Origin of the sequence: Streptomyces collinus (assembly GCF_031348265.1) — a bacterium.
Taxonomy (GTDB): domain Bacteria; phylum Actinomycetota; class Actinomycetes; order Streptomycetales; family Streptomycetaceae; genus Streptomyces; species Streptomyces collinus.
In genome coordinates, this window is sequence record NZ_CP133771.1 from 3,139,468 (window position 1) to 3,162,533 (window position 23,066).

At 69.6% G+C, this 23,066-nt stretch carries 17 protein-coding genes and 2 pseudogenes; 8 read left to right on the forward strand and 11 right to left on the reverse strand.

Features of this window, described 5'->3' with window-relative positions:
* The first annotated feature begins 5 nt into the window (after positions 1–5).
* The 7 genes and pseudogenes from RFN52_RS14120 to RFN52_RS14145 all read left to right on the forward strand — a co-directional run bounded on the left by RFN52_RS14120 (position 6) and on the right by RFN52_RS14145 (position 6,850).
* Entirely contained in the window at positions 6–1,127 is a 1,122-nt protein-coding gene (locus RFN52_RS14120) for an FAD-dependent oxidoreductase (RefSeq protein WP_184846505.1), read from the forward strand.
* Positions 1,124–2,200 (forward strand): amidohydrolase family protein, encoded by a 1,077-nt coding sequence (locus RFN52_RS14125; RefSeq protein WP_374050158.1) that lies wholly within the window; start codon positions 1,124–1,126, stop codon positions 2,198–2,200. Before RFN52_RS14120 ends, RFN52_RS14125 begins: the two co-directional genes overlap by 4 nt.
* Positions 2,201–2,224: 24 nt before the next feature.
* The gene (locus tag RFN52_RS14130) at positions 2,225–3,163 is read left to right on the forward strand and encodes a VOC family protein (RefSeq protein ID WP_184846507.1); all 939 of its coding nucleotides are present in this window, start codon (positions 2,225–2,227) and stop codon (positions 3,161–3,163) included.
* A gap of 105 nt (positions 3,164–3,268) precedes the next feature.
* Positions 3,269–4,246 (forward strand): fumarylacetoacetate hydrolase family protein, encoded by a 978-nt coding sequence (locus RFN52_RS14135; RefSeq protein ID WP_184846508.1) that lies wholly within the window; start codon positions 3,269–3,271, stop codon positions 4,244–4,246.
* Positions 4,243–5,022: an SDR family NAD(P)-dependent oxidoreductase gene (locus RFN52_RS14140; RefSeq protein ID WP_184846510.1), complete on the forward strand. Its 780-nt coding sequence runs from the start codon at positions 4,243–4,245 to the stop codon at positions 5,020–5,022. The genes RFN52_RS14135 and RFN52_RS14140 overlap by 4 nt, the downstream gene beginning before the upstream one ends.
* Before the next feature lie 17 nt (positions 5,023–5,039).
* A pseudogene (locus RFN52_RS40065) lies at positions 5,040–5,405 on the forward strand (SDR family oxidoreductase); the annotation flags it as partial.
* Positions 5,406–5,887: 482 nt separating this feature from the next.
* The gene (locus tag RFN52_RS14145) at positions 5,888–6,850 is read left to right on the forward strand and encodes a D-2-hydroxyacid dehydrogenase family protein (protein WP_184846512.1); all 963 of its coding nucleotides are present in this window, start codon (positions 5,888–5,890) and stop codon (positions 6,848–6,850) included.
* A gap of 155 nt (positions 6,851–7,005) precedes the next feature.
* Here the strand turns inward: RFN52_RS14145 and RFN52_RS14150 are convergent, their stop codons facing one another.
* The 9 genes and pseudogenes from RFN52_RS14150 to RFN52_RS14190 form a co-directional block, all read right to left on the reverse strand.
* Positions 7,006–7,872: a tyrosinase family protein gene (locus RFN52_RS14150; protein WP_184846514.1), complete on the reverse strand. Its 867-nt coding sequence runs from the start codon at positions 7,870–7,872 to the stop codon at positions 7,006–7,008.
* Positions 7,856–8,506, reverse strand: coding sequence for a tyrosinase family oxidase copper chaperone (locus tag RFN52_RS14155; RefSeq protein ID WP_374050217.1), 651 nt, complete (start codon positions 8,504–8,506; stop codon positions 7,856–7,858). The genes RFN52_RS14150 and RFN52_RS14155 overlap by 17 nt, the downstream gene beginning before the upstream one ends.
* Before the next feature lie 451 nt (positions 8,507–8,957).
* A complete protein-coding gene (locus tag RFN52_RS14160; protein WP_184846517.1) occupies positions 8,958–10,100 on the reverse strand; it encodes an LPXTG cell wall anchor domain-containing protein in 1,143 nt (380 codons plus the stop codon).
* Between the two features lie 1,077 nt (positions 10,101–11,177).
* Positions 11,178–11,408, reverse strand: a complete 231-nt coding sequence (locus RFN52_RS14165; protein WP_184846519.1) for a hypothetical protein — start codon at positions 11,406–11,408, stop codon at positions 11,178–11,180.
* Positions 11,409–11,898: 490 nt separating this feature from the next.
* Positions 11,899–12,219 (reverse strand): hypothetical protein, encoded by a 321-nt coding sequence (locus tag RFN52_RS14170; protein WP_184846521.1) that lies wholly within the window; start codon positions 12,217–12,219, stop codon positions 11,899–11,901.
* 969 nt (positions 12,220–13,188) lie between these two features.
* Positions 13,189–13,299 (reverse strand): annotated as a pseudogene (locus RFN52_RS14175) (IS5/IS1182 family transposase); the annotation flags it as partial.
* A gap of 292 nt (positions 13,300–13,591) precedes the next feature.
* Positions 13,592–13,918, reverse strand: coding sequence for a hypothetical protein (locus RFN52_RS14180; RefSeq protein WP_184846523.1), 327 nt, complete (start codon positions 13,916–13,918; stop codon positions 13,592–13,594).
* A 526-nt stretch (positions 13,919–14,444) separates the two neighbouring features.
* The gene (locus tag RFN52_RS14185; protein WP_184846525.1) at positions 14,445–15,311 is read right to left on the reverse strand and encodes an ABC transporter permease; all 867 of its coding nucleotides are present in this window, start codon (positions 15,309–15,311) and stop codon (positions 14,445–14,447) included.
* Positions 15,308–17,971 (reverse strand): CocE/NonD family hydrolase, encoded by a 2,664-nt coding sequence (locus RFN52_RS14190; RefSeq protein WP_184846527.1) that lies wholly within the window; start codon positions 17,969–17,971, stop codon positions 15,308–15,310. Before RFN52_RS14190 ends, RFN52_RS14185 begins: the two co-directional genes overlap by 4 nt.
* A gap of 382 nt (positions 17,972–18,353) precedes the next feature.
* Here RFN52_RS14190 and RFN52_RS14195 point away from each other — a divergent pair, with 382 nt between their 5' ends.
* Positions 18,354–19,562 (forward strand): S8 family peptidase, encoded by a 1,209-nt coding sequence (locus RFN52_RS14195; protein WP_184846529.1) that lies wholly within the window; start codon positions 18,354–18,356, stop codon positions 19,560–19,562.
* A gap of 90 nt (positions 19,563–19,652) precedes the next feature.
* Here the strand turns inward: RFN52_RS14195 and mmsA are convergent, their stop codons facing one another.
* Positions 19,653–21,155, reverse strand: coding sequence for a CoA-acylating methylmalonate-semialdehyde dehydrogenase (mmsA, locus tag RFN52_RS14200; RefSeq protein ID WP_184846531.1), 1,503 nt, complete (start codon positions 21,153–21,155; stop codon positions 19,653–19,655).
* Positions 21,156–21,169: 14 nt separating this feature from the next.
* The gene (gene iolD, locus RFN52_RS14205; RefSeq protein ID WP_184846533.1) at positions 21,170–23,053 is read right to left on the reverse strand and encodes a 3D-(3,5/4)-trihydroxycyclohexane-1,2-dione acylhydrolase (decyclizing); all 1,884 of its coding nucleotides are present in this window, start codon (positions 23,051–23,053) and stop codon (positions 21,170–21,172) included.
* Positions 23,054–23,066 lie beyond the last annotated feature (13 nt).

Here is a 23,066-nt window from a genome sequence, read left to right on the forward strand (position 1 = left end):
TGGCCATGGAAGGAAAGAGAGTCCTGGTCATCGGAGGGGGCACCTCCGGCAACGTCATGACCGTGCTGCTGCGGCGGGCCGGCATCGACGTCGACCTCGTCGAGGTCAGGCCGGACTGGAACGTACGCGGCTCCGGCATCACCCTTCAGGGCAACGCCCTGCGCGTGCTGCGCGAGATCGGTGTCTGGGACGAGGTCCGCGAGCACGGCTTCGGCTTCGACGCCCTGGGGCTGACGACGCCCGACGGCACCGTGCTCCACGTCGGTGACGTCCTCCGCACCGGCGGAGACGACCTCCCCGCCACCCTCGGCATGCAGCGCCCGGTGCTCCAGCGCATCCTCGTCGACGCCGTCCGGGCATCCGGCGCGAACGTCCGGCTGGGCACCACCGCCGAGATCCTCACCGAGGACGAGACATCAGCGACCGTCCGGTTCAGTGACGGCACCGAGGGCCGCTACGACCTCGTCGTGGCCGCCGACGGCCTGCACTCCGCGACCCGCGTCGCCCTGGGCACCGGCGTCGAACCCGAGCCGACCGGCATGGCCATCTGGCGTGTCCCGGCGCCCCGCCCGGCCGGAGTGGAGTGCAGCGTCCTCTCTCACGGAGGACCCTGCTACATCGCCGGCTACACGCCCACCAGCGAGGACACGATCTACGCCTATCTGGTGGAGGCCGCCCGCGGCCGCGCCGCGATCCCGCCCGAGTCCTACGCGCGGGAGATGCGCCGCCTCGCCGAGGGCTACGGCGGTGCCTGGGACGAGATCCGTGACTCGATCACCGACCCGGCGCAGGTGAACTACACCTGGTTCGACCGGATGCTGGTCGAGGGGTCCTGGCACCGGGGCCGGGTCGTCCTCGTCGGCGACGCCGCGCACTGCTGCCCACCCACGATGGCCCAGGGCGCGGCCATGGCCCTGGAGGACGCCTGGGTGCTGTCCCAGCTGCTGACCAGCGGATCCGCGTGGGACGAGGAACTGCTCACGCGCTACTACGAGCGGCGGATCGACCGGGTCCGGATGGTCGTCGAAGCGTCCGTGCAGATCGGGCAGTGGCAGCTCGACGGCGTGCCCGGTGATGTGCCCGGGCTGCTGGAGGCCACCATGCCGGTGCTCAAGGAGCTGCCGTGACGGCCCACCCGCCCCCGGCTACCGCTGGGAGCCGCCCCCAGCCCGACCCCCGCCCCTCGGCGAGCACGGACGCGCACCCCGTTCGGACGGTGGACGTGCACGCGCACCTCCTCCTGCCCGAGGTCGAGGCCCTGGTGGCCGACCTGCCGGACCTGGCGGAGGCCAAGGCCCTCGACGCCCGCCGCAACGGGCCCGCGGCCCAGGCCGTCAGCGGCCCCATGGTCGCCGAGCGCATTCCGAGGCTGACGGACGTTGCCGTACGACTGGCCGCGATGGACGCGCAGGGCGTGGACGTCCAGCTGGTCAGCCCGTCCCCCTCGCACTACCACTACTGGGCGGACGAGGAGACGGCCGAGAAGCTCTACCGGCTCGCGAACGAGGCGACGGCCGCGCACTGCGCACAGGCGCCCGACCGGCTGCGAGGGCTCGGTCTCGCCCCCCTCCAGCATCCGGAGCAGGCCGTGCGGGCCCTCGAACACGCCCAGGACCAGGGACTTCTGGGTGTCGAGATCTCCAGTCACGCACCGGGCCGCGAGCTGTCCGACCCTGCGTACGAACCCTTCTGGACCCGGGCCGAGGAGTCGGGCGCGATCCTCTTCCTGCACCCCTTCGGCTGCACGCTCGACGAGCGCCTCGACCAGTGGTACCTGTCCAACACCGTCGGCCAGCCCACCGAGAACGCCGTCGCGCTCTCGCACCTGATCTTCTCCGGGGTGCTGGACCGGCACCCGGAGCTGAAGGTCATCGCCGCGCACGGGGGCGGGTATCTGCCCACCCACATCGGCCGGTCCGACCACGCCTGGTCGGCCCGCTCCGACGCGGGCGCCGGCTGCGCCCACCTGCCCAGCAGCTACCTCAAGCGCTTGTACTTCGACTCGCTGGTCCACGACCCGCAGGTACTGCGGGCGTTGGTCGGCGCGGTCGGCCCGGACCGTGTGCTGCTCGGCTCCGATTTCCCCTTCGACATGGGCACCGAGGACCCCGTCGGCGCACTGCGCGCCGCACGCCTGCCCGACGACGACTTCCATGCCGTGCGCGGTGGCAACGCGACAACGCTGCTGCGCCTGACCTGACCCCCCACGGGAGGAAAACCCACCATGGACGCACGCCTGCTCACCCATCTGCGGCACGTCGACCTCGCCGTGCCCGACTACGACAAGCAGCTCGACTTCTACGCCGGCGTCTGGGGCCTGACCCAGGTCGCCGAGGACTCCGGCATCTCCTTCCTCGCCGCCGAGGGCAGCCCCGAGCAGTACGTGGTGCGGCTGCGCAAGGCCGAGGAGAAGCGCCTCGACCTCGTCTCGTACGGCGCCGGCTCCACCGAGGACGTGGACACCCTCGCCGAGCAACTCCTCGTGGGTGGCGTGCAGTTGATCTCCCAGCCGGGCAAGATCGACACACCCGGCGGCGGCTACGGCTTCCGCTTCTTCGACGTCGACGGCCGCACCATCGAGGTCGCCGCCGATGTCGAGGCACGGCAGCACCGCCGTATCGAGGAGAAGGAGGCGATCCCGGTCCGCCTGTCGCACGTGGTACTCAACTCCCCGGATCTGAACAGGACCCGTGAGTGGTACGAGACCCACCTCGGCTTCCGGCTCTCCGACACCCTCGGCACGCCGCACATGGGCGAGGTCATGCACTTCATGCGGATCTCCAACCAGCACCACTCCATGGCTATCGCCAAGGGCCCGCACACCTCCCTGCACCACGTCTCCTTCGAGATGCGCGGCCTGGACGAGTACATGCGCGGCTCCGGCCGCGTGATCCGCGCCGGCTTCAAGAAGGTCTGGGGGCCGGGCCGGCACATGGCGGGCGACAACACGTTCACGTACTTCCTGGACCCGCACGGCAACACCGTCGAGTACACGACGGAACTGGAGCTGCTGGACGAGGACACCTGGCACCCCCACGTCTACGACTTCTCCCAGCCCGAGGTCACCGACCAGTGGGGCACCGCCAATCCCATGAACGAACTGGTCGCCAAGGAGTCCTTCAACGACGTCGACCGCGGCTGCTTCGTCGCCCCGCCGGTCTGACCCCCTCGAACCCCGGGGACGCGGTGGCCCTGTCACCGCCCTGACGCCCTTGCCGCGTCCCCGGTTCCCACCGCTGCCGAAGACCGCCGGAGCCTGGAGCCGTACATGCGTTTCGCCACCTATGAACATCGACACCAGCGACGGGTCGCCGTCGTGGAGGAGGACGGCACCCTCCACCCGGTTCCCGGGGCGCGCTCGCTCACGGAGCTGATCAGCCGCGGCGACGGACTCGACGCGCTCCTGCGCGCCGGCGCCGCCACGCTCGACGTCCCGCCGGGCCCTCACGTGTCCGAGGTGCGGCTGCTGCCACCGCTTCAGCCGCCCACCGTGCGGGACTTCGTCACCTTCGAGGAACACGTCGAAGGCGTACGGCGATCCGTCGACGGTGTCGGCGTCGGCGGGGTGCCCGAAGCCTGGTACGACGCCCCGACGTTCTACTTCACCAACCCGTACGCCGTCATCGGCGCCCACGACGACGTCCCGGTGCCGCCGGGCAGCGGAGTCCTCGACTTCGAGCTGGAGGTCGCCGCCGTCATCGGCCGGGAGGGGCGGGACCTGACGCCCCAACAGGCACGGGACCACATCATCGGCTACACCGTCTTCAACGACTGGTCGGCCCGCGACCTGCAGTCCCGCGAGATGCAGGTCCGCCTCGGCCCGTGCAAGGGCAAGGACACGGCCGCCACCCTCGGCCCGTACCTGGTCACCGCCGACGAGCTGGAGCCGTACCGCGACACCGACGGCTTTCTGCGCCTGGCGCTGACCGCCTCGGTGAACGGCGAGGTCGTCGGCAAGGACCTGTTGTCCAACATGAGCTGGACCTTCGAGGAGATGGTCGCCTACGCCTCGCGGGGCACCGTCGTCCGCCCCGGCGATGTGCTCGGCTCCGGCACCTGCGGCAACGGCGGCTGCCTCGCCGAGCTGTGGGGCGTCCGGGGCGAGCAGTCCCCGCCCCCACTGAAGCCGGGAGACACCGTCACCCTCACCGTGGAAGGCATCGGCACCGTCTCCAACACCGTGGTCGCGGGCAGGAATCCGGAGCCGCTGCCGACCGCCCGGCGCCGCAGCCGGGAGCGGCCGTGAACGATCTGCACCCCAAGAGGCTCCTCGACAAGGTCGTCGTCACCGGCGCCGCGCGCGGCCAGGGCGCCGCCGAGGCCGAGGCCCTGACCCGCGAGGGCGCCCGCGTCATCGCCACCGACGTGACCGAGGCCCCCGGCTGCCGCCACCTCGACGTCACCGACGAGGAGCACTGGGCGGAGCTGGCCGCCGAACTGAGGGAGTCGTACGGCCAGGTGCACGGCCTGGTCAACAACGCGGGCATCACATGGCGCGCCCGCCTCGACGAAGTGACCCCCGACGACTTCGCCCGAGTCCACGCCGTCAACGTCACCGGCCCGCTCCTTGCCATCCAGCACCTGACGCCGCTGATGCCGCCCGGCTCGTCCATCGTCAACGTCGGTTCCACCGCCGCGCTCAGCGGCCACTACCCGGTCGCCTACACGACCAGCAAATGGGCACTGCGCGGCCTGTCGAAGACCGCGGCCACAGAGCTCGGCCCGCGCGGCATCCGCGTCAACACGATCCACCCCGGCTTCATCGAGACCGAGATGACCGCCTCCGCCGCCCCTGCCTTCCGCGAGGCGAACATCCGCGAGACCCCTCTCGGCCGCACCGGCACGGTGGACGAGGTCGCCCCGCTCGTGGTCTTCCTCCTGTCCGACGAGTCCTCCTTCATCACCGGCGCCGAGATCCCGGTCGACGGCGGACTCACCACGCATGGGGGCGTCAAGTCCATCTCGGACGCTCTGGGTTCAGCTGCGGTGGATTCGGCTGCCTCGAATCCGGAGGGGAATTGAAGCGGCTGAAAGGGAAGGTGGCCCTGATATCGGGCAGGGCCCGCGGTCCGGGACGCGCGGCGGCGCTGCGGTTCGCGGCCGAGGGCGCGATCGTCGTCGACGGCAACCTGCGGCACGAGTCCGAGCTGAGGGCCCAGCGTCTCGTCGCGCGGGCGGGCGGCGCGGCCCTCACCCCCGGCCCGCTCGACGCGACCGACGAGGACTCCGTCCGCGCCTGGGTCAAGGAGGCCGCGGACGCCTTCGGGGGCATCGACATCCTCTACGCCGACGCCGACGCCGTCCGTTTCGGTGCCGTCGACACCCAGCCGTACGAGGACTTCGGCTGCACGATGCGCGCCGAGCTGGACTCGGTATGGCCGGCCGCGCAGGTTGCCCGGCCCCAACTGGTGCGCAGTCGCACCTGCATCGTCACGGTGGGGTCCCCAGCGGGCCTGACCGGCTCGCTCACCAACCAGCGGACTGCCTTCCCCCATAGCGTCCAGGGGCGCGGTGATCGCGATGACCCGGCAACTCGCCGCCGAAGGAGCCGCCTACGGCATCCGCGCCAACTGCGTCAGCCCCGGGATGATCGACACCGAGGCCACGCGCGGCGAACCCGCCGGCCGACGACCATCCCATGTGGACCATCGCCCGCCACACCCGGAGGCGAGGAAGACGGCCCCGTTGACGACCTCATCGGGGAGCCCGACGCGGGCCGAGGGGGTCCTTCACGGGAGGATACGCTGCGACCGACCGAATGGTCGGGTGATGCGAGAGCCTTCCGGCACCAGCGCCCCGGCGCGATCATGGACCCCTGGAACCGGATCATGGACCGATCCGTGGGTTGCTCCGGGGATCGACCCACGGGCCGTGAAAGGGGCACGACGTGCGGCTGCGCTGCGCTGTACTGGACGACTTTCAGAAGGTGGCGGCCGAGGTCGCCGACTGGTCGCTCGTCGCGGACGACGTGGAGGTCGTCGCCTTCGACCGGCACATCGAGGGCGAGGACGACCTGGCCGCCGCCCTGGCCGCGTTCGACATCGTGGTGACCCTGCGCGAACGCGTGCCGTTCCCCGGGTCGCTGATCACCCGGCTGCCCCGGCTGAAACTGATCGTCGCCTCCGGCATGCGGAACTCCGTCATCGACTACGCGACCGCCGAGGCACGCGGCGTCACGGTGTGCGGCACGGCCAGTTCCTCCACGCCACCCGTCGAACTGACCTGGGCGCTGTTGCTCGGCCTCGCTCGCGGCATCGTCGAGGAGAGCAGCTCCCTGCGCTCCGGTGGCCCCTGGCAGAGCACCGTCGGTGCCGATCTGCACGGTCGGCGGCTCGGGTTGCTCGGCCTGGGGAAGATCGGCAGCCGGGTCGCCCAGGTCGGGCTCGCCTTCGGCATGCACGTGAGTGCCTGGAGTCAGAACCTCACCCGCGGGCGCACCGCCGAGATCGGCGTCGAGCTCGCCCCCTCCAAGGAGGACCTCCTCGCGAGCAGCGACTTCGTCTCGGTCCACCTCGCGCTGAGTGACCGTACCCGCGGCCTGCTCGGCCCCGCCGAACTCGCCGTGCTGAAGCCGACCGCGTACTTGGTCAACACCTCACGCGCGGCCATCGTCGACCAGGAGGCCCTCCTCGCCGCCCTGCACGACGGCAGGATCGCCGGGGCCGGCGTCGACGTCTTCGACATCGAGCCCCTGCCCGCCGACCACCCGATGCGCACGGCCCCTCGCCTCCTCGCCACCCCGCACCTCGGTTACGTCTCCCGGGCCAACTACGCGACGTACTACGGCCAGGCGGTCGAGAACATCCAGGCATTTCTGGCCGGCTCGCCGATACGGCTCCTGGCCCGATGAGGTGCGCCGCCTGGTGACCGCCTGGCCCGGCGGTCACGGCGCCGCCGTCGGCGGCGGCCGCAACCCGCAAGGCCCGGCGGTAGCGCCGACAGGTCTCGCCGTGCCCGTTGGCGCGCCCCGCGTACGCAGCCGCACCCCTACCCGGCTCGTTCGGACTACGCGTACCGGTAGATGTGGCTCTGGTCCTCCAACTGGGCCGGTGTGACGTCCCACGGTGGCATCTTCTGGTGCCGCGCGACGACTCGGCCCCGTTGAGCGTCCCCCCGGGCCAGCGGCTTCGCGGGGAGATAGCGGGCGCCCCGGTGCCGCCGCTGCCAGCGCAACCAGAGAAGGTCCACAAAGGCGTGGTGCATCCAGAACACTGGGTCGTTGACAGACGCGCCACCCATCATGTGGCCGCCGACCCAACGGTGGACCCGGTTGTGGGTGCGCCACGAAGCGGAGCCCTGCCCGGGCCCCCACCCTTCGACCTTGTTGCGGAACCCTTTGGCCGACCCGGAGTGCCACGGTGCCGCGTCGTAGACGGGGTCGTTGAGGGCCCCCTCCAGATCCTTGGCCGTCGGCAGCGCGATCGGATCCCGCGGACGGCCCAGCTCACGCGTGAGGAACTTCGTGTCGGTGACCCCCACTCTGATCGTCCACTTGCCGTTGCGGTGGGCGAAGGGGCCGGACATCACCTGCCGGTCGGATCGCCGCCCGGTGCCGCCGAGCAGGTCATCGGTCCACGGTACGGCCGTCCGCGAACGGTTGCGCGTCCAGTCCCAGTACGGCAGGGTCACCGACTCGTCCACGCGGCGCAGCGCGTTCTCCAGGTCCAGCAGGAACTTGCGGTGCCAGGGCAGGAAGGAAGGCGCCATGTGGGCGGCGCGCAGGCCGCCCTCGCCGTCGGGGGTGTAGTACTCGATGTGCATACGCACGAACTCGTCATACTCGCCGCGCCGTTTGAGCTCCAGCAGCGCGTTGACGAGCCGGCGCCGTTCGGAGCGGGTGAGTGTGCTGACGTCCTTACGCGTGTAGACCACGGCGATGCTCCCCCTCGGCGTGCCCGTTTCCGTCTGCCGTACGGCTGTCCTCCATGTGACTGTCCCGCTCACCCGGCGTGACCAGCCGTGCGTCGGGACCGAGTTCGTCGACGGCAGCGCGCGCGGCGGCGAGCGGAGTCGCATACGACTGATAGTGGTCGACCATGCTCATCCAGCTGCCGTCGGCCCGGCGCATCAGGTGCAATGGCCGCCCGTCCACGGTTACGTGCCACGCGCTCCGACCGTCCTCCCCGGGCCGCCCGGCGTCGTACCTGACACCTGCGATGCGGCGCCCGCGGTACGTCTCGTCGAAACGCTCCCCGTCGCCGGCCGGTCCCGGCCCGTTCCCCACCGCTCCCGACGCCCTCGGGGACGTCCCCGACGCCACCAGTACCGGTGCGAGAGTCACCGAGAACGCCGATGCGAACAGCCCCCACAGCACCCGGCGTCGCACCGTGGTCCTGGCGGCGTGTGCGGGCGACTGCGCAGAGCCGACGGCCACGGGGGGAACCGTCGCGGGCGCCGCGGGGCGCGCTGGTTGTGGCTGCAGTGGTTTGCCGGTTCGCAATGCCTGCCTCTTCCTCGCCCTGAACAGGGCGGTCCACATGACACACGCTCGACGGGCCCCTCGCATGCGCGACGCGATCGGCCCGGGATTCCCTCTCAACTGTGCGTCCACGGTCCGGGATGCTTGCTGACCGCGGTCACGTCTGCGGTGTGTACGGCGCCCCCGGCCTTCGGCGCTTCGAGCGCATCAGCAGGAGCGGCGGTGCCGGCCACATCGTGTTCCTGTCCGAGCAATTCGGGGCCACCAGCGGGAATTGCTTCACCACTTTCAACGAGCCCTCGAGCGAGCGGAAACCGGGCACACGGAAAATTGCGACCCCTCACACGGAAGGTCACCCGAATGATGGGCACCCGCCCCTAGGGGGTGTCGTTTGGATCACGCCGCAAACGCGGGATCGACCAGCACCCCGTCAGTTTCCTGAGGCCTGACCCTAACGACCGGCTCTGGTTGGCCGATGGATCCGGAACCGACTCGGGTGCCGGACGCTTGGCGTCCGGCACCCGGTAGGGAGTGATCGCTACCGACGGGACAGGACCCGTCCCCGCCGGTACAGGATGACGCCACCGGCCAGCAGCAGCGCGGCTGCGCCCGAGGCCGCGATCACCTCCCCACCCCCGGTGTCGGGGAGGGAGGGCCGATCCGTCGGAGGCTTGGTGTGCGGGGGAGTCGAGGGCGTGGGCGGCTGCGTCGCCGGTGGAGTGGTGTGAGGCGGCGTGGACGGCGTGTCACCGTACCCGCCGTCGTCGCCGTAACCGGGTTCCTCGTGGCCGTAGCCGTCGTCGCCGTAACCGGGCTTCTCGTGGCCGTAGCCGTCGTCGCCGTAGCCGGGCTTCTCGTGGCCGTAGCCGTCGTCGCCGTAGCCGGGCTTCTCGTGGCCATAGCCGTCGTCGCCGTAGCCCGGCTTCTCCTCGCCGTAGCCCGGCTTCTCCTCGCCGTAGCCCGGCTTCTCCTCGCCGTAGCCCGGCTTCTCCTCGCCGTAGCCCGGCTTCTCCTCGCCGTAGCCCGGCTTCTCCTCGCCGTAACCGGGCTTCTCCTCGCCGTAGCCAGGCTTCTCCTCGCCGTAACCGCCGTCGTCGCCGTAACCGCTGTCCTGGGACGCCGACGGCTTCACCTCCGCCGGCAGCGTGCTGGGAGACTGCGTGGACGACGTCGCACCGGAGCCGTCCGGCTCCTCCGACTCCTCACTGCCGTAAGACTCCTCGCCCTCACCGCCGTCCTCGTCCCCGCTCGCGGTGGCGACGCTCTCGTCGTCCCGGCTCTCGTCGCCGCTCTCCTCGTCGCCGTAGTCGCTGTCCTGAGACGACGCCGACGGCTTCACCTCCGCCGGCAGCGTGCTGGGAGACTGCGTGGACGACGTCGCACCGGAGCCGTCTGCCTCGTCCGACTCCTCGCTGCCGTAAGACTCCTCGCCCTCACCGCCGTCCTCGTCCCCGCTCGCGGTGGCGACGCGGCTGCTGCCCTCCGTGTCATCGCTGTCTTCGCCAGCGGGTACGGCGGCCGACTCCTTGTCCTTCAGCGTGGCCAGAGCGCGCTCGACCGCCGCATCGGCGTGGCTCTTGTGCTCGTCCAAGCCGTCGATGCGAGCGGTGTCGGGGGCATCGTTCGGCCCCTGCACACTGGTGCCGCTGGTGCAGCCGTTCCCGGAGGAGGGCCCGTTCACGGCTGTCTCACCAGAGGAGCTGCCGCAGGCGTTTGTGAGAGCCTCGCCATGCGAGTCCGCCAACGCCGGAATGCCGTACAGGGGCAGAATGCTCGTCGCGGCCGCAGCCACAACCAGCCCCTTGCTCAGTTTCTTTCGCATCGTCGTCTTCCTGCTCAAGGAAAGAGGAAAGGGGAACAGCCGACCCTGGCCAGAAGAGGAAAGCGTCAGGGTAGGCCCGTGCCGCAGCCCGTTCAGCCGACGCGTCAACGAACCTCACCGCTGACGGACTGGCAGGTGCTGCGGGGAATCCGGTACAGGTGCACCGAGAGATCGACTAGGGAGTGACTGATCGAGATCCAGCCCGCCGAGCTGTCGCCACGGCGTGCGGAATTCGTCAGCGTTTCCCACTCTTCTTGCGGCGGGGGCTCGGGACGACTTCCCTCCTCCCGTAATTTCTCCTCCGCCTGATTTTCTGGCTGGTCCAGTGATGGGATGCGGTGAAGTGCCAGTACCGACAACCCGAGCACCGGTAGATGCGGTCAGGGGTTTTCTCCAACAATGACTGCTTGACCAGCCAGAGCCTCGCCTCGGATTTGGTACGGAACGACGCTTTCCTCGTATCCGGGCATCGCGGCAAGATGATCATACCACTCACACCGCCTCAAATATGCGTTTCGCAACCCCCTTCAACTGAAGGGCCGAACCGATGGTGCATCCGCAGGAAAGCTGCATCAAGCGGGTGACACTCTTATGGGTCAGCCGTCTCCAGACTTCGTCCGTTCGGCCCCTATTGGGAAGCTGATGCGAGTGTGCGTTAATCAGATGACACAAGGACGCATAGCCCGCGGCTCATAAACTCCCCCAGCCGAGTGAAAAGACGGCCATCGGGAAGGATGGTCGCCTCCGGCGCTTCATATGATTGACACCACGGAACGAAAGCGCCCCTCCCTCCGTCAATGAGGATGCTCACCTCATCCGCCCGTCAGGGAGAGACGCTTTCAGGTCGGGCCTCCATCCCGGGGAATCGAGATGAGGCCCCTGACCGTCGAACTGTATTCGAACGATCAAAACCCGGCCCCAGTGGACTCAGGCCGTTCAGACAGCCGCGTCGAGGAGGTCCCCGATCACCACCGAGACCGTGGCCGTAGCGGTGTTGGTGTTGGTGTTCGTGTTGGTGTTGTTGTTCTCGTTCTCGTTGATGATGACAATGCCCGGCTCGTCGCTGCCGTTGTCGTCGTTGTCACAGGCGGCGCTGGCAGCGGAGGCGGAACCCGCGAGGAGGGCCACCGCAGCGAGGGTCGACGCAGCTCCGCGCTTCATGGTCATACGCATTGTTGTCTCCGTTCCTTTTCTTCCCCGTTGGAAGAACGAAATCGATATTGCCGCGACACCGGAGACCGCACAACTTGAAAGGCCCCTTGGTCCGGAACTTCACTCATATGGCCCTGTGCTGCAGGTTATGTCGATGATCGAGCACTCAGGCCGGCCAACGGAAACGGCTGCGCTGCAACGGTGAATCACACGAATAAACCAAGAGGACCGACCGCCACAGGCGACCGGTCTCTAAGGACGCATCGAAATACCCTGGGACCACTCGGGGGCGACGGCAAACGAAATGCGCGGCTCGAGGCCGCGCATTCGCCTTAGCTTGCCACCGTTCGAGCGGAGCTCCTCTTCCTCGGCGGATGAGGATGTAACCCCATCCGCCAGTCAGGGAGAAACGCTTGCAGTTCGAGCCACGATCCCGAGAGAATCGAATGACCGTCGAACTGGACTCGAACGATCACCGGCCGACTGCATTGGGCTCAGCCCAGCGTCACAGAACCGCCAGCAGGAAGCCCAGGAGGCTCGGGTCCGAGGCGCTCTGCGCCGCCGGGGCGGCCGCCGGGGCGGCAGCGGGGGCAGCAGCGGGGGCAGCAGCGACGGCCTCGTCAACGAGGTCGACCTCGACGCCGGCAGTGGCCGTCGCCGTGTTGTCGTTGTCGTTGTCGTTGTCGTTGTTGTTCTCGTTCTCGTTGACGATGACGATGCCCGGCTCGTCGTCGTAGTCGTTGGCGCTGGCAACCGAGGCGGAACCCGCGAGAAGGGCCACCGCCGCGAGGGCCGACGCAGCCCCGCGCTTAACATTCGTGCGCATTGATATCTCCGTTCTGTGTCTTCCAGGCTGGAAGGACGAAACCAGTATTGCCTCAACTCCAGGGCACGCTCCACTCGGAATGCCCGTAGCTCCGGAACTTCATCCACATGGCCCCCTGATGCAGATGATATGAGTGCGGAATTCCCAGGTCGCGACGGGTCGATCAACCCATCGGAGTAATGGCACACCGGACACACACCGGTTAATCAACAGAGTTGGGTCACACCCTTGCCCCTCGACCGGTGCGCGGCCGACGAACCTCCTGCATTGCTCCTATTTTCACTCCGGAGGCAACGCCTTCACTGCGATGGGCAGTTGGCCAACACGTGGAAGGCAGTTTGGGCAGTCTCCGTCAGACAGACCGGCCTTGTGCGGCGGTTCAGCAGGGACAGGCCGCCGTCAAGCAGGTCAGCCGCATGCCCGCAGACCAGCACAGCATTGGGGAGTTCGGCCGCCGGACGTACCTGGGGGGCGTGGCCCGACACGGCGGATTCGGCCCGCAGCACGTCCACAGCGGCCACGCAGTCCCCGCCGGAGAGCAACCGAACGGTAGCCGGCAGGAATCCTCCCCGGCTCGGGGAGGACTTGGGCGTGCGCCACGGTGACAGCGCTACCGATACGCCTGACACATACCGGACTTGAGGGCCGGCCGGAGCTGTTCTTGTGCCGGTGAAGGCTGAGTCGCGCTCAGGGGGTGTGGGGGGCCGTGCTGGAAGTCACCGGTGATGCGCTCCTGCGGATGCAGCAGGGACTGAGAACGCCGACGGATGCCGGGTTCCGTCCTCAGTGGTGACGACCGGAACACGTACATCGACCTCTTCGAGCCGACGGACTGAAGACGCTGCGGTCGCTGCAGGGGGGAGGCGTGGACGGCTCCGGACGTTTCGTCTGGATCACCGGGCGGACCGGAGGGAGACGCCTGAGATGTGGAGTCCGGCCGGCCAGGTAGCCGGTCGCGGCCTTCTCCTAGCGGGTGGCAATGCCTCGCCGCTGCTTCAGGCGGTTGACGCACCGCTCGACGGTGGTGCGCTGCTCGTAAACCTCACGGTCGAATTCGGGTGGCCTGCTGCCCGGCATCCCCGGCGAAGCCGGTGCCCGGCCGGGTGCGGGACCGGCTGATGGCGCGGTCGTCGACTCGTCGGCCGGGGCCCCCGTTCTGCGGGCCCCGGCCGCGCGTTGGTGAGCGCGCACGATCGTGGAGACCACCGAGGATGCCCGGTTCAAGGCCTCGTCGGCGTCGGCCTGGGTCCTCACCATGGTGAGGACCCGCTCGCATCGATCACCTCATGGTGGTCCCGCCATCGGCCACCTGGTATCGGCAGTACTGGGCGGTGACGGAGTCCCGTCAGACGACTGCCGGGGAGGGGCTACGTCAGCCGCAGATCTGGAAGCTCTCACCGTCGGTCTTCAGCGTTGCGCAGACCGGGGCCTTGGGCGCGGTGACCGTGACGCTCTCCTCAACACCCGCCTTGACGGTCTTGCTTACGTTCGCGAGTTCCGTGTCGCCGGAGGTGATGCGGACACCGACGGTCCGCGTCTGGTCGCAGGTGACGCTGACCGTGAACTGCTTGGTCACGTTGTTGGTGACCGCGTGGCTGCCGATGCTGCAGGGGAAGGGCTGCTGAGGAGCCGCCTGCGCGGGCGCGGCAGCGATGAGCGGTGCTGAAGCCAGCAGCGCGGTGGCCGCAGAACGGAGCATGCGATGAGGCATTGGTTCTCCAGGGTGTTCAATTCGGCCGACCGCCGGGCGGCCAGCCGCTCGATCTCGGCGCGAAATGTTCCTTAAGCGCCTTTGGCGGGAAGATGTGACCACGGTCGGCACGAGCTCTGCAACACGGCGAACCATGGTGATCCGCCACTCGGGTGACGGGGCGTTCGGGATCGCCGTGCCTGCTGTGCTTGGGTGTCGGCTTCCGTCATGACGTCGGTGCCTGCGGGTGATACGGCGTAGGCCGGCGCGCTATGTGTGGGCCAAGGCGACCTGTTGGTACGGGAGTTGAACACAGCGCTCGATCGTGTGGCGGGTCGGTTCTCTCGTGCGGTCGGAGTCCTCACCGCTTACGGCGCAACCGCACGCTCCCGTCGGCCGCTTCGGCCGTGCCTCCGCCGCCCGGCCGGGCGCAATGCCTGGTCGTTCACGGGCGGCAGGTCTGCATGAGGTGGATGCGCGAGAACGGCCCCGACCTGCACCATCCGCCAGGCGGATCCGAAGACTCCCGCACTGGCTAGGACACCACGTCCTTACGGGCGAAGCCGCGGAAGGCCAGGGCGAACAGCACGAGCGCGTACGTCACGGAGAGAGCCGTGCCCTGGATCATGTCCGTCCATTGGAGCTGGGGCTGGACCGCGTCGAGCCAGGCGTACTGCCAGTGCGCGGGCAGGAAGTCCCGCCAGTCGCCGAGGGCTGTCACCTCGTCGAGAACGCTTCCGATGATGGTCAGGAACACCGCGCCGCCGACGGCACCAAGAGGCGCGTCGGTTCTGGTCGACAGCCAGAACGCCAAGCCCGCGGTGACGAGTTGGGAGACGAGGACGTACGCCACGATGATCACCAGGCGCTGCGCGGCGGTGCCGGCGGACAGTGTGCCCCCGGTGGGGAGCTGCAGCGGGCCCCAGCCGTAAGCGGTCGTGCCGACGGCAAGGGCGACGACCGGCAACAGCACGAGGGCGGCAAGGCTGAGGCCGAATGCGACGACGAGTTTGGACCACAGCAGGCGTGCTCGGGGCACCGGCGCCGCGAGGAGGTAGCGCAGCGAGGACCAGCCGGCCTCCGCGGCGACCGTGTCCCCGAAGAACAGCGCCACGGGGATGACGAGCAGGAAACCGGCGGAGGCGAAGAGGTTCACGGCGGCGAAGTTGGCGCCGGACGCCGTGGCCGAGTCCATGAGGTTCACCCGGCCGTTGTCCTGGCCCGGATCGCCACCGATCTGGAAGGCGATGAGCAGGACGAACGGCAGGGCGAACATGATCGCCCCCATGACGAGTGTGCGCCGCCGCTTCAACTGCCTGACCAGCTCCACCCGCAGGGGCAGCGTGCGGCCCGCGCGGTAGCCGGACGCGACCTCCGGGGGATCGGCCACGATGCTGCTCATGCTTCGGCTCCGATCAGAGTGAGGAAGGCGTCTTCGAGGCGCCGGTGGGGGCCTACGGACTCCACGGCGACCTGCAGCTGTACCAGCCCGGCGACCAGGCGGGCAGGGGTTCCGCCGGAGTCGAGGCGGACCAGGAGTCCTTCGTCGGTGCGCACCGCCGAGGCGACGCCCGGCAATGCCCCCACCTTCTCGACGAGGGGCTCGTCCAAGGGGGTGGTCGTGCCCACCAGCAGTGTGTCCCCAGAGCCGATGATCTCCGTCACCAGCCCCGCCTGGACGAGCCGCCCGTGGTCCATCACCACCAGGTGGGTGCAGGTCTGTTCGACCTCGGCCAGCAGATGGCTGGAGACGATGACCGTGCGGCCGGCCGCCGCGTACCGGATCATGACCTCGCGCATCTCGCGGATCTGAGGGGGGTCCAGGCCGTTGGTCGGCTCGTCGAGAATGAGCAGGTCCGGCAGGCCGAGCATGGCCTGGGCGAGGGCGAGGCGCTGGCGCATGCCCTGCGAGTAGGTGCGGACCGGGCGGGCGAGGGCGTCGCCGAGGCCCGCGATCTGCAGCGCTCCGTCCAGGTGCGCGTCCTCGGGCGGGCGGCCGGTGGCGCGCCAGTACAGTTCGAGGTTCCCGCGGCCGGAGAGATGCGGCAGGAAGCCCGCGCCCTCGACGAAGGCGCCGACGCGCGACAGCACAGGGGTGCCCGGCCGGATCGCGTGGCCGAAAACGCGGATCTCGCCGCCGTCCGGCTTGATCAGGCCCATCAGCATGCGCAGGGTCGTCGTCTTGCCCGCACCGTTGGGGCCGAGGAGCCCCAGTATCTGGCCCTTCTCCACGCGGAAGGACAGGTCCTTGACCGCGTAGCGATCCGTCGACTTGGCGTACCGCTTGGACAGATCCGTGATGGTGAGCGGCACTTCGGCCAGCGCGGGGTCGGGGGTGGGCGCTACCGTGCGGCGCCGTCCACTCAGCAGCAGCGCCAGCGCGACGACCGCGCCGGCCGGCGGCATCCACCACACCCAGGCGGGCAGCGGGCCCGCACCGCCGGTCCGGCCGAGGGGCATCGGTACCTTGAGCTCGCTCTTGAGGGAGACGGTGTACGTCGCCGGGGTCGTCGGGGAGGCGTAGCCGAGGTCGGTCGAGGCGAGGACCAGGCGGAGCCGGTGACCGTCGGCCACCTCGTGGTCGATGGCCGGGAGGGTGACGCTCACGTCCTTGCCGGCCTTCGCGCCCTCCACCCTGAGGGGCGTGAGGAGTTGCGAGGGCAGCACCGGCCGGGTGCCGTCCCGGCCGACGTCGTACAGCTTCGCGAAGAGCACGGCGTCGTCGCTGGTCGACGCCACGCGGACCGTCACCGTCGGCGAGCCGGTGATCTGCGTGTCCTCCCGGAAGGGCGCCGACTCGAACGCGGCGAACTGGCCCGGGAAGTCGAGGGCCACCCCGATGCCGAGTGAGGACAGCTGGGAGAGGCCGCCCGCGCCGCCGAGGCCGGGCAGGGCGGAAACGGCGGGCGGATTGGCACCCGCCGGGTTGTCAAGGCGCTGCTCGCGCCCGGTCAGGGTGACGGAGTGCTGGTCGCTCTTGAGGCCGGGGTAGGTGTCCTCGGCCACGCCGGTCAGCCTCGGACCGCCGTCGCCGGTGCCGGTGCCGACGGTGCGCGCGACCCGGAAGGCCGGACCGGTGTCGGCGCCCTTCTCGTTCTTGAGGTAGCGGTCGAACCACGTCTGCACCCGGGCCTGGACGCGGCTGGTCTCCATGTCGCCACCGTCGTGACCGCCGGCGATCCAGTCGACGTCGACGGGGGCACCGCCCGCGCGGATCGCCTTCGCCGCGGCATCGGCCTGGTTCATCGGGAAGAGGGAGTCGGTCTGGCCCTGCATCAGGAGGGTGGGCACCTTGATGCGGTCACCGACGGCGGTCGGTGAGCGTTTCTCCAGCAGTTCGCGCGCCTCGGCGTCCGGCTTCCCTGATGCGGCGACGCGTTCGTACATCCGGCACAGCGCGGGCTCGAGCCTCCGGCATCCGCCACCGGTGTTGACGAAGATACCGGCCCACAACTTCTTGAACACGCCGTTCGGGAACAGCGCGTCCGCGAGGTTCCAATACGTGATCGAAGGGGCGATGGCGTCCACCCGGTCGTCGTGGCCCGCCGCCAGCAGCGCGATCGCGCCGCCGTAGGAGGCGCCCGCCATGCCCACGCGCGGGTCGCCGGGCTTGTCGAGCTCGACCTGGGGCTGCTCGGCCAGCCAGTCGATGAGCTTCGAGACGTCGGCCACCTCGCCCTGGGGGTCGTTCAGCCCGATCTTCCCCGTGGACCTTCCGAAGCCGCGCGCCGACCAGGTCATCACCGCGTACCCGTCGCGGGCAAGGTCCTCCGCCTGCTGCCGGACGTCGTCCTTGCTGCCGCCGAAGCCGTGCCCGAGCAGGACGGCGGGGCGGCGGCCGCCCGAGCCCGCGGTGAAGTACGAGGTGTCGACGCGTACCCCGTCGCCCATGGTCATGAGCTGGTCGGCGTGGTGCACCGGGGGCGGGTCGTCGGCGGCGACGGCCGACGTCACCGTCCAGGTACCCGCACCGGCGAGCAGGACGACGGCGGACGCGGCAGCGATGAACCGTCGCCGTCGCCGTGACCACAGGTCCCGCAGTCCGGGCAGTCGAAGATTCATGCGTCAACGGTAAGGGCTCAACCTGTCGGCAAGTTGTCGACCAGAGAGCGAACCCCCACCCCTCCCCCAGGAGTACGGGTTCTCCGTGCGTACTGCAGGCGTGGTACGAAGCCCGATCTTGAGCGACTGTCAGGCGTGAGCGGGCCCCGCGTTCCTGCCACTGCGACCGGCCTGGGGAGCCGACCGCCACGGCTCACGTCCTTCCAGGCCGGGTCATCGCCCGATGCCACGAGCGCACCACACAGGACCAGGAAGAACTGTTGGTGATCTGTAAGCCCTTCGTGGTCATTAAGGATCAAAAGGACTAATAGCGCATTGTGCTGACCAACGGCCAGGTCATCCTCGAATTAGCGTCAGCCAACACGTCAGGAAGGCCTTCAGGATGCGCGAAACCTTCACCGCCCGGCGGCGGATCGTCGCAGCGGTCGCCGCCGTGGCCGCGGCGGCCGTCATCGGGAGCGGTTCCGCTCTGCCCGCCCAAGCCACCCCGTCCGCAGGAAGGATTCTGCAGGAGAACTCCGCCAACGCGGTCGAGAACAGTTACATCGTCGTACTGAAAGAGTCCGCGGGGTTCAGGGCGAACTCCACGAAGGGCGAAGATCTGGTGGCCAAGTACGGCGCCACCGTGGACTGGACCTACGACGAGGTACTCAACGGCTTCGCCATCCGTATCAGCGCCTCCGGAGCGAGGAGTTTGGCGGAAGACCCGGCCGTCGAGTTCGTCGAGCAGGACCGGATGGTCCACCTCGAGGCCACCCAGTACAACCCTCCGTGGGGCCTGGACCGCATCGACCAGCCCCGGCTCCCACGCAACCTGATGTACAGCTATCCGGACACAGCGGGCAAATCCGCGACCGTGTACGTGATCGACACGGGAGTGCGCATCACCCACACCGAGTTCGCAGGGCGCGCCAGGCACGGCTACGACTTCGTCGACCGTGACACCAACGCCTCTGACGGCAACGGTCACGGAACACACGTCGCCACCACGGTCGCGGGCAAGACGTACGGCGTGGCGAAGCAGTCCAAGATCGTGTCGGTACGTGTGCTGGACAACAACGGGGCCGGCACCCTCGCCGGTGTCATCGCGGGCGTCGACTGGGTCACGGTGCGTCGCGTCCGGCCCGCGGTCGCCAACATGTCGCTGGGCGCCGGCGTCAGCACGTCGCTGGACACCGCGGTGAGGAACTCCATCGCCTCCGGTGTCACGTACGCGGTGGCCGCCGGCAACTCGAACGCGGACGCCACCTCCTTCTCACCCGCCCGGGTGGGTTCCGCCCTCACCGTGGGGGCCAGCACCTGGACCGACAGCCGATCCAGTTTCTCGAACTACGGTCCCCGGCTCGACATGTTCGCCCCCGGCTCCCTGATCACCGGCGGCTGGCACACGAGTGACACGGCGACGACCACGCTCTCCGGGACATCCATGGCCTCCCCCCATGTCGCGGGAGCCGCGGCCGTCTACCTCACCTCGCACCCCAGCGCCGGTCCGGCGACCGTACACAGCGCCCTCGTGAACGGGGCCACAACCGGAGTCCTCAACAACATCGGGACCGGATCACCCAACAGGCTTCTCAGACTCGTGCCGTAGATGATCGACTCCAGGGACCAGATGTCGAAGGCGGCCCGCAGTACGGGCCGCCTCCGGTGTGGTCTGTGCGCCTGACTGCTTGACGAGGATTCAGTGGTTGCGCGGGAAGCCCAGGTCGACGCCCGCCGGGGCGTCGGCCGGGTCCGGCCAGCGGGTGGTGACGACCTTGCCGCGGGTGTAGAAGTGCGTGCCGTCGTTGCCGTAGATGTGGTGGTCGCCGAAGAGCGAGTCCTTCCAGCCGCCGAAGCTGTGGTAGCCGACGGGGACCGGGATCGGGACGTTGATGCCGACCATGCCGGCCTCGACCTCCAGCTGGAAGCGGCGGGCCGCGCCGCCGTCCCGGGTGAAGATCGCGGTGCCGTTGCCGAACGGCGAGGCGTTGATGAGGTCCAGGGCCTCCTCGTACGTCTCGGTGCGCAGCACGGTCAGCACCGGGCCGAAGATCTCGTCCTGGTAGGCCTTGGCGGAGGTGGGCACCTTGTCGAGCAGCGAGATGCCGATCCAGTGGCCGTTCTCGAAGCCGTCGACCGTGTGGCCGGTGCCGTCCAGGACGACCTCGCAGCCCTCGGCCGCCGCGCCCTCGACGTAGGAGGCGACCTTGTCGCGGTGGACCTTGGTGATGAGCGGGCCCATCTCGGAGGCCGGGTCGTCGCCGGGGCCGATCTTGATCTTCTCGGCGCGCTCGCGGATCTTCTCCACCAGTTCGTCGCCGATCGAGCCGACCGCGACGACCGCGGAGATGGCCATGCAACGCTCGCCGGCGGAGCCGTAGGCGGCCGACACGGCGGCGTCGGCGGCTGCGTCGAGGTCGGCGTCGGGCAGGACCAGCATGTGGTTCTTGGCGCCGCCGAGGGCCTGGACGCGCTTGCCGTTGGCGGAGGCGGTGGTGTGGATGTAGCGGGCGATCGGGGTCGAGCCGACGAAGGAGACGGCCTTGACGTCCGGGTGCTCCAGCAGGCGGTCCACGGCCACCTTGTCGCCGTGGACGACGTTGAAGACGCCGTCCGGCAGGCCCGCCTCCGCCAGCAGTTCGGCGATCTTGAGGGACGCCGAGGGGTCCTTCTCGGACGGCTTCAGCACGAAGGTGTTGCCGCAGGCGATGGCGATGGGGAACATCCACATCGGCACCATCGCCGGGAAGTTGAACGGGGTGATACCCGCGACGACGCCCAGCGGCTGGCGGATCGACGAGACGTCGACACGGCTCGCGACCTGCGTGGACAACTCCCCCTTCAGCTGGACGTTGATGCCGCAGGCCAGGTCGACGATCTCCAGGCCGCGGGCGACCTCGCCGAGGGCGTCGCTGTGCACCTTGCCGTGCTCGGCGGTGATCAGCTCGGCGATCGCGTCCCGGTTGGCGTCCAGCAGGGCGCGGAACTTGAAGAGGATCGAGGTGCGCTGGGCCAGCGAGGACTGGCCCCAGGTCAGGTAGGCCTCCTTGGCGGCGGCGACCGCCGCGTCCACCTCCTCGACCGAGGCGAACGCGACGTTCGTCGTCACCTCGCCGGTCGCCGGGTTGGTCACCGGCCCGTGCGTGCCCGAGGCGCCTTCGACGGTCTTGCCGCCGATCCAGTGGTTGACGGTCTTCGTCATGGCCGGGAACTCCTTCACAGATGGCGGCGTCGGGTGGAGACGTGCCGTTCGTACAGCTCACGTGCCTTGACCGCGGACGGCCGTGTCGCGGTCTCGGCCACGGGTACATCCCACCAGGCCTGCGCGGGAGGCGCGCCCGACACTGTGTCTGCCGTTTGGGTCTCGACGTAGACACATGTGGGAGTGTCGGCCGCCCGGGCCTCGGCGAGGGCCTCCCGGAGGTCCCGGACCGTCTTCGCGCGCAGGACGCGCATGCCGAGGCTGGCCGCGTTGGCGGCGAGGTCCACGGGCAGCGGCGACCCTGTGTACGAGCCGTCCTCGGAGCGGTAGCGGTAGGCGGTGCCGAACCGCTCGCCGCCCACCGACTCCGACAGTCCGCCGATGGACGCGTAGCCGTGGTTCTGGATGATCAGGACCTTGATCGCGATGCCCTCCTGCACCGCCGTGACGATCTCCGTCGGCATCATGAGGTACGTGCCGTCGCCGACCAGCGCCCACACGGGCCGGTCGGGAGCGGCCAGCTTCACGCCGATGGCGGCCGGGATCTCGTAGCCCATGCAGGAGTAGCCGTACTCCAGGTGGTACTGGTCGGGCGACCGGGTGCGCCACAGTTTGTGCAGGTCGCCGGGGAGGGAGCCAGCGGCGTTGATCAGGATGTCCGACTCGTCGGCGATCTCGTCCAGGGCGCCGAGGATCTGCGGCTGGGTCGGGCGGGTGTCCGGTTCGTCCACCTCGTAGCAGGCGTCGACGCGCTGCTCCCAGCGCTCCTTGTCCTCGGTGTACTCGGTGGCGTAGCTGCCGGCGACCCGGTACGCGTGCAGCCGGAGGGCTCCGGTGAGCTCCTGGAGGCCGCTGCGGGCGTCGGCGACCAGGGGCTGCCCGGCGAGCTTGTGGCCGTCGTAGGGCGCGATGTTGAGGTTGAGGAACCGGACGTCCGGGTTGCTGAACAGCGTGCCGGAGGCGGTGGTGAAGTCGGTGTAGCGGGTGCCGATGCCGATCACCAGGTCGGCGGTGCGGGCGAGTTCGTCCGCGGTGGCCGTGCCGGTGTGACCGACGCCGCCGACGTCCTGGGGGTGGTCGTGGCGCAGTGAGCCCTTGCCGGCCTGGGTGGAGGCGACCGGGATGCCGGTGGCCCCGGCGAACTCGGCGAGGGCCTCCTCGGCGCGGCTGTGGTGGACGCCGCCGCCCGCGACGACCAGCGGCCGCTTCGCCGCCCGGATCGCCCGCACGGCCTCGGCCAGTTCCGCCGGGTCGGCGCCGGGCCGCCGCACGGCCCAGACGCGCTCGGCGAAGAACTCCTCCGGCCAGTCGTACGCCTCGGCCTGCACGTCCTGGGGCAGGGCGAGGGTGACGGCGCCGGTCTCGACGGGGTCGGTGAGCACCCGCATCGCGCCGAGCGCCGCGGGGATCAGCGCCTCGGGGCGGGTGATCCGGTCGAAGTACCTGGAGACCGGGCGCAGGCAGTCGTTGACCGACACGTCGCCCGCGTACGGCACTTCGAGCTGCTGGAGGACCGGGTCGGCGGGGCGGGTGGCGAAGGTGTCGCCGGGCAGGAGCAGCACCGGAAGGTGGTTGATGGTCGCGAGGGCCGCGCCGGTGACGAGGTTGGTGGCGCCCGGGCCGATGGAGGTCGTCACCGCGTGCGTGGACAGGCGGCCGGACTGGCGGGCGTAGCCGACGGCCGCGTGCACCATGGCCTGTTCGTTGCGGCCCTGGTGGTAGGGCATCTCCTCGGCGTGCTCCAGGAGCGCCTGACCGATGCCGGCGACGTTGCCGTGGCCGAAGATGCCCCAGGTGGCGCCGATGAGCCGCTGCCGGACGCCGTCGCGTTCGGTGTACTGGGCCGCCAGGAAGCGCACCAGCGCCTGTGCGACCGTCAGCCTCGTCGTCGAGGTCATCGGTGTCCCTCCC

Coding starts and splice junctions, on each gene's coding strand:
- RFN52_RS14165 (WP_184846519.1), bottom strand. CDS start 11,408: ATGACCATGAAGCGCGGAGCTGCGTCGACCCTCGCTGCGGTGGCCCTC.
- RFN52_RS14180 (WP_184846523.1), bottom strand. CDS start 13,918: ATGCTCCGTTCTGCGGCCACCGCGCTGCTGGCTTCAGCACCGCTCATC.
- iolD (WP_184846533.1), bottom strand. CDS start 23,053: ATGACCTCGACGACGAGGCTGACGGTCGCACAGGCGCTGGTGCGCTTC.
- RFN52_RS14155 (WP_374050217.1), bottom strand. CDS start 8,506: ATGCGAGGGGCCCGTCGAGCGTGTGTCATGTGGACCGCCCTGTTCAGG.
- RFN52_RS14130 (WP_184846507.1), top strand. CDS start 2,225: ATGGACGCACGCCTGCTCACCCATCTGCGGCACGTCGACCTCGCCGTG.
- RFN52_RS14195 (WP_184846529.1), top strand. CDS start 18,354: ATGCGCGAAACCTTCACCGCCCGGCGGCGGATCGTCGCAGCGGTCGCC.
- RFN52_RS14120 (WP_184846505.1), top strand. CDS start 6: ATGGAAGGAAAGAGAGTCCTGGTCATCGGAGGGGGCACCTCCGGCAAC.
- RFN52_RS14185 (WP_184846525.1), bottom strand. CDS start 15,311: ATGAGCAGCATCGTGGCCGATCCCCCGGAGGTCGCGTCCGGCTACCGC.
- RFN52_RS14190 (WP_184846527.1), bottom strand. CDS start 17,971: ATGAATCTTCGACTGCCCGGACTGCGGGACCTGTGGTCACGGCGACGG.
- RFN52_RS14170 (WP_184846521.1), bottom strand. CDS start 12,219: ATGCGCACGAATGTTAAGCGCGGGGCTGCGTCGGCCCTCGCGGCGGTG.
- RFN52_RS14135 (WP_184846508.1), top strand. CDS start 3,269: ATGCGTTTCGCCACCTATGAACATCGACACCAGCGACGGGTCGCCGTC.
- mmsA (WP_184846531.1), bottom strand. CDS start 21,155: ATGACGAAGACCGTCAACCACTGGATCGGCGGCAAGACCGTCGAAGGC.